Origin of the sequence: Marinobacter halodurans (genome assembly GCF_004327985.1) — a bacterium.
Classification (GTDB): Bacteria; Pseudomonadota; Gammaproteobacteria; order Pseudomonadales; family Oleiphilaceae; genus Marinobacter_A; species Marinobacter_A halodurans.
Genome location: NZ_SJDL01000120.1, coordinates 1 through 1492, shown reverse-complemented (window position 1 = coordinate 1492; position 1492 = coordinate 1). Strand labels below are relative to the sequence as shown.

At 69.6% G+C, this 1492-nt stretch carries 1 protein-coding gene; it reads right to left on the bottom strand.

The genetic code is table 11. The features are described 5' to 3' along the window. Positions 1-1492 (bottom strand): AMP-binding protein (locus EZI54_RS23670; protein ID WP_165495870.1); only part of this gene is annotated, 1492 nt, incomplete at both ends.

The following is a 1492-nucleotide window of genomic DNA, read 5'->3' as shown; positions in this document are numbered from 1 at the left end:
CCAGGGCGCACTGTCGTCCAGCGCAATCACCGGACAGTCGCCCGTGGCCAGCGTCGGCACGTCGCCGTGCACCAACACCGCCACCGGGGCACTGTCTTCCAGCATGTACGCCACTCGCTCGGCCGGGTATTCCGGGTCCAGCGGCACATAGGCCCCGCCCGCCTTCAACACACCCAGCAGGCCCACCACCATCGCCAGCGAGCGCTCCGCGCAGATCGCCACACGGTCGTCCGGGCCCACACCCAGTTCCCGCAGGTAGTGCGCCAGTTGGTTCGCCCGCGCGTTCAGCGCGCCATAGCTCAGCGTCTCATCGCCGTGCACCAGCGCCACCGCCTCCGGGCTGCGCTGCACCTGTGCCTCGAACAACTCGTGGATGCACTGCTCCGACGGATAGGAGGCCTCGGTTGCGTTCCAGTCCTCCAGCAGCAGCTGCCGCTCCGCCGGCGGCAGGATCTCCAGGCTCCGCACCGGCTGCTCCGGCGCCGACTCCAGCGCCGTCACCAGGCTCGACAAGGTCGCCTGCATGTAGCCGCCAATGCGATCCGCTTCCAGCGGTCGCACCGCCTGCACCGTCAGGGAGAAGCCGACCTCGCCCCGGTCGTCCACCGACAGGGTCAGCGGGTAGTTGGTCCGCTCCTCGCCGTCCAACAGCTCCATCCCGAAACTGCCAGACGCGGGCATCTCGTCACCATTCTCAACCTCGCCCACCGCGCTATGGCGGTAGTTCAGCAGGGCACTGAACAGCGGCAGCGGCGCCTCGACCCCGCTGCAGCGCTGCGCCAGCGCCAGCGAGGCATGCTCGTGCACCAGCAGACCCGCCAGACGCCGCTGCGCCTCCCTCACCGCCTCGGCCACCGGGACAGCCAGGTCCAGCCGCAGCGGCAACGTGTTGATGAACATCCCCAGCGCTTGCTCGGCCATTCCGCCGTGACGGCCCAGCAGTACTGTGCCGAACACCACGTCATCGCGACCCGACAGGCCGCCCAGCACCCGGCCCCAGGCCAGGTGGAACAGGCTCGCCGCGCTCACCCCAAAACGGCGCGCCTGCACCCGCAGACGCCCTTCAAGCCCAGGCGCCACCGGCAACACCGCCTCGTCGATGTCCCCGCCATCGCCCTGCACGTCGGACAGGCCGTACGGCAGGGTCGGCTCGCTCACCGTGCCCAGCAAGTCCCGGAAAAACACCTCGTCCGACTCGACGTTGCGTCCCAGGCGCGCCTGCGCCACGTAATCCCGGAACGGCGGCGGGGCGGGCAAGTCCGCCGCCTCACCGGCGAGGTGTGCCGCCACTTCCCCTATCATTGCCTGTGTCGTGGTGGCGTCACCCACCAGATGATGGTTCAGCAGCATCAGCAACCAGCGGCCCGGCGTCCCCGCCTCCTGGCCCGGGTCCTCGGCCACCTTCGCCGCCAGTAACGGCGCCCGCCGAATATCCAGCCGATACTCACGCGGATCGAACCGCGCCTTGAGCTGTTCCTCGATCGAACCCGCC